Origin of the sequence: Arthrobacter mobilis (genome assembly GCF_012395835.1) — a bacterium.
In the GTDB taxonomy this organism is placed as follows: domain Bacteria; phylum Actinomycetota; class Actinomycetes; order Actinomycetales; family Micrococcaceae; genus Crystallibacter; species Crystallibacter mobilis.
The window spans coordinates 1-8,676 of record NZ_JAAZSQ010000043.1 but is presented as its reverse complement, the minus strand read 5'-3'; the positions used below and the strand labels follow the sequence as shown (position 1 = coordinate 8,676).

At 63.0% G+C, this 8,676-nt stretch carries 6 protein-coding genes; 1 reads left to right on the top strand and 5 read right to left on the bottom strand.

The window, feature by feature from the left end:
• Positions 1-433: 433 nt before the first annotated feature.
• The 3 genes from HGG74_RS20600 to HGG74_RS20590 all read right to left on the bottom strand — a co-directional run bounded on the left by HGG74_RS20600 (position 434) and on the right by HGG74_RS20590 (position 4,740).
• Complete coding sequence (locus HGG74_RS20600; protein WP_205762272.1) at positions 434-1,654, bottom strand: M20/M25/M40 family metallo-hydrolase; 1,221 nt, start codon at positions 1,652-1,654, stop codon at positions 434-436.
• A gap of 340 nt (positions 1,655-1,994) precedes the next feature.
• The gene (locus HGG74_RS20595) at positions 1,995-3,095 is read right to left on the bottom strand and encodes an alanine racemase (protein WP_168489411.1); all 1,101 of its coding nucleotides are present in this window, start codon (positions 3,093-3,095) and stop codon (positions 1,995-1,997) included.
• A 211-nt stretch (positions 3,096-3,306) separates the two neighbouring features.
• Positions 3,307-4,740, bottom strand: coding sequence for an amidase (locus tag HGG74_RS20590; RefSeq protein ID WP_168489410.1), 1,434 nt, complete (start codon positions 4,738-4,740; stop codon positions 3,307-3,309).
• A 207-nt stretch (positions 4,741-4,947) separates the two neighbouring features.
• Here HGG74_RS20590 and HGG74_RS20585 point away from each other — a divergent pair, with 207 nt between their 5' ends.
• A complete protein-coding gene (locus HGG74_RS20585) occupies positions 4,948-6,576 on the top strand; it encodes an AbgT family transporter (RefSeq protein WP_246263129.1) in 1,629 nt (542 codons plus the stop codon).
• Positions 6,577-6,701: 125 nt separating this feature from the next.
• On the opposite strand, the gene HGG74_RS20580 is transcribed toward HGG74_RS20585, so the two are convergent.
• Both HGG74_RS20580 and HGG74_RS20575 read right to left on the bottom strand, forming a co-directional pair.
• Positions 6,702-7,691, bottom strand: a complete 990-nt coding sequence (locus HGG74_RS20580; protein WP_168489408.1) for an Lrp/AsnC family transcriptional regulator — start codon at positions 7,689-7,691, stop codon at positions 6,702-6,704.
• A 198-nt stretch (positions 7,692-7,889) separates the two neighbouring features.
• Entirely contained in the window at positions 7,890-8,540 is a 651-nt protein-coding gene (locus HGG74_RS20575) for a GntR family transcriptional regulator (protein ID WP_168489407.1), read from the bottom strand.
• Between the last annotated feature and the right edge of the window lie 136 nt (positions 8,541-8,676).

Here is an 8,676-nt window from a genome sequence, read left to right as displayed (position 1 = left end):
CTGGCCGGTGGAGACGTCGATCCCGGCGGCGCCGTGGGCGGTAACGAGCATTCAGCCGCCCTCGGGAGGCCCGCAGCTCAATCCCTTTGACCCGCAATGCGGTACAGGTCGGCATGGCTGCAAGGTCCTCTGCTGTCTAGACAACAGCCACGCCCAAAGCTGTCCCAGGTGGGATGCCCTTCATCTGTGTCGTGCGCTCTGTGCTGCCGCAGCTCCAGCGATACTTGCCGCTACGGGCAACTGCGGAAAGATGACGGCCTGGTAGACGTGATACAAGGTCAGGTTTCCCCTGCCATACGGACTGGGCGGGTACGTTGCGGGAATCGAACCGGTGACGCCTCCAAGCAATTACCTCTGCCAGGCCTGCAAAGTTGGAAGGCCTGCTAAATCGGTAGCAGGCCTTCCTTGTTTCCCCTTTGCAAAAGGGCTCTGATTACGATTGCTTCACTGCATCCGATAAGCCAGTCGGCGTGGAGACCGGTTGGATCGTCCCAGGCAATCCATTGGCAAGGCGCTGCAGAGTACCCGCGGTTAGCGCAGTAAAGCTTGGAATCTCATCCGTATAAATGTACTCGTTCCTTGCGTGCGCACCATCGCCTACAGCCCCCATCCCACACAACACAGGGATGTTCAGGGCGGAGACAAAATTGGCGTCGCTCCCGCCACCCACTGATGCGGTTTCCAGCTTTCGGCCCAGACCCAGAGCCACGCTGCGTACAAGCCCGAGGAGCCGTGCGCTGGCAGCCGTCAGCGCCATAGGCGGCCGGTTCCAGTAGTGGGCGATCTTGATAGCCACACGCGGGTCACTTATTTCGATGGCGTCGAATTCGTGGTCCACGCGCTCCATTTCTTCAATGGATTCAATTCGGATGTCGATCTCTGCCACAGCTAGGCCCGCCGCGACGTTGGTCCCGGAGCCGCCGCTGATCAGCCCCACGTTGACCGATGTGCCTCGGGCCAAATCTTCGATTCGCCTAGCCGCCGCGATGAACTCGGCCAGAGCATGGATTGCGTTAGCACCGGCGGTTGGATTTAGACCTGCATGTGCCTCCACTCCGGTAGCGGTGACGGTAAAGATCCCCACGCCCTTTCGGCCTGTTTTGAGCGCGCCGTCGAAGGTTGGCTCAAGGACCAGCACCGCGTCCGCCTCGGCAGCGGCAGCCTCGATGATGGGGCGGGAGGCCCGTGAGCCGATTTCCTCGTCGCCGTTAAACAGGTAGGTGACAGTGGGGTGTTCAACGCCCTGCTCCCTTATGAGTTTCAGCGCCCAGATACCCTGCACCAGACCGGCTTTCATGTCGAAGATGCCGGGCCCAGTGACTATTTCACGGCCGACGGCATCGGTCCGGCGAGTGATGGGCCAGGTAGCCAGAGTGCCGGTTGGCCAGACTGTGTCGTAGTGGCCAATGATCAGTACGTGGCCGGGGCCCGTTCCACGGTATGTCATCCGCAGGACACTGCCGTAGCTGCCGCCGTCGTCCATCACCGCTTTGGCAGGTTCGCCCAGGCGGTGGACAACGAGCGCGCGAAGGTGGGCAAGTCCGCGCTCCAGTGCAGCTAGATCAGCACTGTAGGTCTCGGTTTCGACGAGGCTGATGATGTCGCTCAGAATGGAGTCGCGGCTGTTTTGCGCCGCGTCCAGCAGGGATGGCACGGTGAGTCTCCTTATTCGTGAATGTTACGTATCGGTTCGTAGTGCCGCCCGCTAAACTCCCACAGATTCGCAGGAAAACAGATTGACAGAAATCCGTCTGGCTAACGTGTCGGCGGCTACCGATGACCACGGTCGGGAGCAGCCGAGCATTCGAAAACCCAGGCGCCAGGATCACGGATCGCGCGGTGATTTCGGCTTCGACGAAAGCGTCGACGGGAAGGCCTCCGACGCCTGATCAGGGGAGGCTGTCTGGAAGTGCAGACGTGGCCGGCGCCTCCCGGCGGGACGTATGCTGCCACTTCCGACAAGGTGAGGCCGAGATCGCGGGGGGCGGTGAGGACTAGGTGTTCCTGCCCCGGGCAGCCACGCGCCAGCGGTCGATTAGTTTGCCGTTGCTGACCACGGCGACGGCGTCGACGAGGTTTACCGCCACGCATACGTGGTTGGGAATTACCCGCAGCCTTGCCCCGAGGGCAGGCAGCTCGCTGTTGTCAGGCCAGACAACGGTTGCATGATGTTCGGACAGCGCTGTGATGCGGGCTTCCGGGTGATCCATAAGCCGCCCGAACCCGGTGGCCCAGGCTGGCCGGTCGTTACCGATGATCTTGCTGCCCGAGTCAAGCACCACCCTGCGGGGCGTGGTGCCATCTCCTTCGTGTCGGCTGACGACTGTTGCTGCGACGGTAAGGGCGATGTCCTCCATGGCACATCGCTTCAGTTCGAGCTGCTGGGCGTCGCCGAAGGCATAGACTCCCGGGCGCATTTCCGTGGCCGCGGTCGCTCCGGTGAGGGCAGCAGTTGGAGTCGATCCACCGCTTGCCCGCCTGACCTCGAAGCCCGCATCCTCCAGCAGCCTGGAGGCTTCCCGGAGGGCGCGTTCCTCCTGCTCCGCCGCCTTGACCGGCATGCCCGGGGCGTAGCTGTGGCCCGGGAAGGTGAAGACGCCCGTGACGCGGAGCCCTGCACGCGAAGCTGCGCGGGCGACTTCCACGGCACGGGCGGGGCTAACACCGCTACGGTGGTGGCCGCTGTCGATTTCCACCAGAGCCTCAATCCCGCCTACTGCAGTGCCGAGGCGGTCGGCCATGTTTTTGGCCGCTTCGACCGAGTCCGTTCCAACCGCAATGCGCGCCTTGGTACTGAGCTGAGACAGACGCTGCGCCTGGTGTGGGCCGACCCAGAGCGGGTATGCGATGAAGATGTCATGGGCTCCGTGCTTGACGAAGACTTCGGCCTCGCCGATAGTGGCCACGGTCAGCCCTGCAGCTCCTGCGGCCAATTGCAGTGTGGCGATTTCCGGAATCTTGTGGGTCTTCACGTGCGGTCGCAATTGAAGGCCCTTGGAGTGTGCAGTCGCTGCCATCCGTCGGATATTCCGCTCAAGCACCTCCCGGTCAATCACGATTTCCGGTGTATCGATGTCCTTTGGGACCGGGTGCATCAGTTTCCTTTCCTCCGGATAACTCGTTTCTTACCAGCCAAGAATTCCCGCGGGTTCCTTGTGCGCCCTGGTTGTCCGGGCCCTGGACAAGTGCGCGCAGACCGCCTGAATCTTCGGTTTCGTGATCGGCGCGATCACTGGCCTCGGCTCGGCATCCGCCACCGGTCCCGCCTACACCCGCTTAGCTCTGGCCGGGTTGTTGAATGCTTCTCTAGGGCGTGGACGAGACTGGAATCTCGAACCGAGGTCTCCGCTGGTGGAACCCGGTGGCCTCCTCGAATGAGTGGGCCACGCGCAGCAGTAATTGGTCGGCTTGATCGGCAGTGACCATTTGAAGCCCCACGGGTAGGCCGGAGGAGGTAAAGCCTCCCGGGATGGACAGAGATGGCAGACCGGTGGCGGAGATGAGGCACGCCGCGCGCATCCAGTCGAGGTAGGTACGCATGGGAACCCCCTCGATATTGGTGGGGTATTCCTGAGCGGCGTCGAACGGCAGGACTTGGACCGCTGGGGCCAGCAGGACGTCATAGCGCGAGAAGAAGTCCCGGACCGCGGCAGCCAGCCGGGCACGCGCCTGGTTGGCAGATATGAAGTCCTGCGACGTGAGGGACAGCCCCTTGTCGACGTTCCACTGCACTGCGTCCTTCATTTGGTACCGGTGTTCCGCCATAAGGTGGCCGTAGCTGGTCGCAAAATCGAAGGCGCGGGTGGTTTGGAAGACTTCGTCCGCGTCCGAGAGGTCCGGGCAGGCGGGCTCCACCCGGGCCCCGAGCTCCTCGAAGATGCTCAAGTTCGGGATCAGCACATCAAGCACCTCACGCTCCACCGGGACGCCGAGTCCGAAATCGGCGGTCCAGCCGATTCGCAGGCCGTCCAGGGTACCGGGTAATTCCGAGGCATAGGAGCCGTCGAGCGGCACAGAAGAGGGGCTGGACGCGTCCGGGCCCGCCAGGACGCGCATCAGGTAGCGGACGTCTTCGACATCGTGGGCCAGCACGCCTTGACGCGAGATCCAGGCCCACGGGTTCTTGGCGGGCAACATGGGAATCCGTCCCAGGGACGGCCGGTAGCCAACAAGATTGCAGAAGGAGCCGGGAGTACGCAGAGACCCACCCATGTCGGAGCCGTCACCGGCGGCCTGGATGCCGGCTGCAATGGCAGCGGCGGCTCCGCCGCTGCTGCCACCGGCACTGCGCGTCGGGTCATAGGGGTTGGTGGTGGTCCCGAAAACCGGGTTGAAGGTGTGCGAGCCGGCTGCGAATTCCGGGACGTTGGATTTGCCGGTGGTGTTGACTCCCGCGCTCTTGAGCCGCTGAATGATCAGGCCGTCCCTTTCGGGAACGTTGTCCGCCAGGATCGGAGAACCAAAGGTGGTCCGCAGGCCTGCGGTGAGGTGGTTGTCCTTGTGGGTCATCGGCACGCCGTGCAATGGACCCACTGCAGCTCCGGATGCCAATTGCGCATCCGCCTCGGCCGCGCGCCGCCATGCCGAATCCGCGTCCAACGTCACGATCGCGTTGATCATCGGGTTGATCTCGTCAATCCGCCTCAGGTGCGACTCAAGCGCCTCCTGCGCCGAAATGTCCCGCTCACGGATCCTGCGCGCCAGCTCCCGCAAGGACAAAGCCTGGATATCGCTGTTCATGGATCTCCTTGTCCGGGTACGTCGTCATTGGGCCGGTGCTGCTCCGGCGACCTGCCTTTAGCTTGCCCGTGGCGACGTACCGGGACTAGCGGAAGCCTCCGATTGAGGGTTTCCGCCCGTTTCGTGGCCGATTGACGCAATAGACCCGAAAGATTTGCCGAGGCAATGCGCCGGAAACATGGACCCGCTTAGGTAGGAACAACACAGATGCATGTGCTGTCTGTCACTTTTTCGTTGAAGACCTTGCCGAAGGAGCCGTCCATGTCCAGCCGCCTTCACGATCCTTCAGCCTCGACGGCCGCAGCCGTTGACCAGCTGCCCAAGGGACTGAAACCTCTTTTCCGGGCGTTGTCCGGAATCGAGTACGTGGGCAACAAGCTTCCCCATCCGTTCCTGCTCTTCTGGATTCTGGCTGCTGTACTGGCAGTCGTTAGCGCAGTGCTTGCCGCAGCAGGGACGAGTGTCGTGCTTCCCGATTCCGGCGAGACGGCAGCGGTGAAGAGCCTGCTCAGCGGCGAGGGCGTAGCGATGATCTTCGGGACCGCCCTCGAGAACTTCGCCGGCTTTGCCCCCTTGCCGATCATCGTCACGATCATCCTCGGGGTCTCCGTGGCTGAGCAGTCCGGGGTGCTCAAATCCCTGTTGCGCGTCACGGTGGTGCGCCTGCCTGCCAAATGGGTCACCTTCGCCGTGGCGTTCGCCGGCATGATGTCCCACGTCATGTTCGATGCCGCCTTCATCGTGGTGCTGCCGCTGGCCGCCATGGCCTTCAAGGCGGCCGGCCGGAGTCCCGTGCTCGGAATCATGGTGGCTTTCATCGCAATCTCCGGCGGGTACAATGCATCGCCCCTGATCACCCCCAGCGACGCAATCATCTCCTCGCTGACCACCTCGGCCGCCCAGATTGTCGATCCGGCTTACACGGTGACGCCGGTGGCCAACTACTTCTTCAGTCTGGCCTCGTCGATAGTTTTGTCCGTCTTCATCACCCTGGCCGTCGAACTGGTGATGAAGAAAAGGGCCAACCTGGAACCCGACGCCGGCACCGACAAGGAGGACACGGATTTCGCCCTGGAGCTGGCACCTGACGAAAAGCGGGGCTTGCGCCGCGCCGGAATCGCGTTGGCCGTGTTTGTTGCCGCAGTGGTTGCCGCCCTTCTGCCCGCCGGCTCCCCACTGCGCGGGGAAGACGGCGACCTGATCCGCTCCGTCGTGCTGCAGAACATCGCGTTCTTCATCGCGCTGGCATTCGTCCTGGTCGGATGGGTCTATGGCCGGGCCACCGGCAGCCTGCGCCGGGCGGCGCAGATCCCCCAAGCGATGGCCACCGGGCTAAAGACCCTTACGCCGATTCTCGTGCTGTTCTTCGCCATCTCGCAGTTTCTCGCGTACTTCAAGTGGACCGGCATCGGCAGCGTCATTGCCGTCAACGGTGCGCAGTTGCTGCAGGCGGGAGGCATCCATCCCCTGGTGGTGTTTGCGCTGATGCTGGTTCTGATCTCCCTCATGAACATCCTCGTCACGAGCGGCTCGGCCATGTGGTCGCTGCTGGCACCGGTCCTCGTGCCGATGCTGATGTACGTAGGGATCAACCCCGAAACCACCCAGGCCGTCTACCGGATCGCCGACTCCTGCACCAACGCCGTCACCCCGATGTCTGCGTACTTCGTCGTGGCGCTCGGCTTCATCCAGGGCTACCGCAAGGACGCAGGAATCGGCACGCTGGCGTCCTTCACGATCCCGCTGGCTTTCGGCATGCTGGTGATCTGGGCTGGCCTGTTCAGCGTCTGGTACTTCCTGGGCTTGCCCTTGGGACCGGGGGTTCCCATCCGCTAACACGCGCCTGTTCCCGGCGCAGGAACAACCGAACGTTGCCAGCAAAGTCCCGGGCGGGGCATCAAGGATGCTCCGCCCGGGACAACTCCTGCAGTCAGAGATTCTGTCCCAGGTGCCCCAATCGATCAATAGAGATAGGAAGCCGATGCCACCGTACCCAAGCGGCTTCCACTGCGCTTGGTGGCTTTGAGTATGGGCGTGACCGAGATCGACTTGGCCAGGGCCGACCATTCCGACCTGGTGACCATTTGGTGCAGGGCCAGCCGGTCCGTGCAGGCGAGATTGACGAGCAAGCTGTTCGTGCCTCCAAGAGCTGCCGCATAGCGGACCTCCGAATGCTTGAGCAGCTCCTCGACCAGGACGTCGTGCCGTGAAGGGGGGACTTTTACCCAAACCATGGCCTCCGCCTTGAACCCCAGCAAGGAAGGTTCCACCACCACACGCAGCCGGGACTGGTGGTTGGCTTCGAGGCTCTCCAGATGTCGGCGAACTGTGTTCTCGGAGATACCTACCATCCGCGCGATTTCCGAGGTCGGGGTGCGCGCGTCGTGAGCCAGGATGCGGAGGATTGCGCGGTGCACGTCGGGGATTTCGGCGACGCTACTCCCGTCGGGCTGATACACACCCTGACGTAGGCGCGTCAGGGCCCCGATCTGTGCCGGCGTGAGGATGCCGGGTCGCCATTCCCGCACCGAACGATAGAGACGCGTTATTGGGTCAATTCGAAGTCTTCGGATCCCGGCCACGCTGGGTAGGTCGTCAAGCACCAGGTCGGCGAGGTGCGCGTCGTCTACCTGCAGCTCGGCGACGCAGTCTTCCTCGCCGGAGGTTGCGTAGACAAACACGGTGTCATCCCGGCGGGCGAGACCGGCAGCCACCGCATGGGTCATGCCCACCTGGCAGCGCGCCCGCACAATCACTACGCCCGAAGCCCCGATAACGCCGACCACCCGGACGTCTCCTGACTCAAGCAGTTCCTTGCCACGCCGCGTCACCGTCCGCTCGGCTTCGCCCAGCACTGCCGCGATCCGTGACCAGGACGCCCGGGGATGAACCTGCAGAGCCGCAGTAATGCGACAGCCCAAGGGATCGAGCACGTCACCGCCTTGGCTCACTGGCACACCTCCATATGTGGTCCGGAACGTCCATGAGTCTACTGACTCCTGGTGTGATGCATTTCAAGCCGTCTACCGATTGCGTTCGATGGTCTCAGACTCGACAGACGCATGACGAAATCAAGATCACGACACAGCTCTTCACAAGCGACCGTGCGCCACGCAGGTGGCACACGGACGCCGACGACCGGTCTACCGTCAGTCCTGCGAATAGCGCAGGGAGAGCCAGTTCTCCCGGCTGGCCACCGCTGCACCTTCTGCATCGCCCGCCGCAACACAGCGGATAATCGCGGCGTGCTGCTTCACGGAAGTGCGAGCCGCCGAACTGGCAAAGCGTTTGCGTTCCACCCTCAGCAACACCGGCGTCCACTGCTCAAGCACGGACACCACCACCTGATTTCGGCAGTTGGCAACCAGCACGCCATGAAGCTCTGCATCGGCCGACAACGCGGACTCAACGTCCTCGGCATCCAGGGCCGCGGCAAAGCGTTCATTCGCTTCGGTCATCTGCTGCACGTGCAGTTTCGTCACGAGGGGCACCGCCAGGCGCGCGGCCAGTTCATGCATGGAGGCCACCACCTGCTGCGCACTGAGGGTGGATTCCAAATCATAGGGCGCCACCATCGTCGCCTTCCCCGGCTGGGCGATCACGAGACCGGCCCGCTCCAGCCGCAGCAGCGCTTCCCGGATGGGGGTCCGGCTCACGCCGAGCCACTCCTCCAGCTCACTGTCGCGCAGCCGTTCCCCCGGACTTAGCGTTCCCTCCACGATGGCGTCGCGGATGGATTCGTAGACGTGGTCCCGCAGCAGCGATCGCTTGTGTACGCCGTGCGTTGAAGGGATGGGCATGTTGCACATATTAGCCAGAGCGCAAAAACTCTTGACAGATGACTACATGCCGATATGCAATATATCGCATATCGCAGACGGCATCCGTCGCTGCCCAAGAGACAGGACTCCCATGGCCATCACGGACTTCGAACGC

What these genes read in the sequence shown, in the direction of transcription:
- HGG74_RS20595 (WP_168489411.1), bottom strand. Translation starts at nt 3,095, where the DNA reads ATGCACCCGGTCCCAAAGGACATCGATACACCGGAAATCGTGATTGAC.
- HGG74_RS20590 (WP_168489410.1), bottom strand. Translation starts at nt 4,740, where the DNA reads ATGAACAGCGATATCCAGGCTTTGTCCTTGCGGGAGCTGGCGCGCAGG.
- HGG74_RS20585 (WP_246263129.1), top strand. Translation starts at nt 4,948, where the DNA reads ATGCATGTGCTGTCTGTCACTTTTTCGTTGAAGACCTTGCCGAAGGAG.
- HGG74_RS20575 (WP_168489407.1), bottom strand. Translation starts at nt 8,540, where the DNA reads ATGCCCATCCCTTCAACGCACGGCGTACACAAGCGATCGCTGCTGCGG.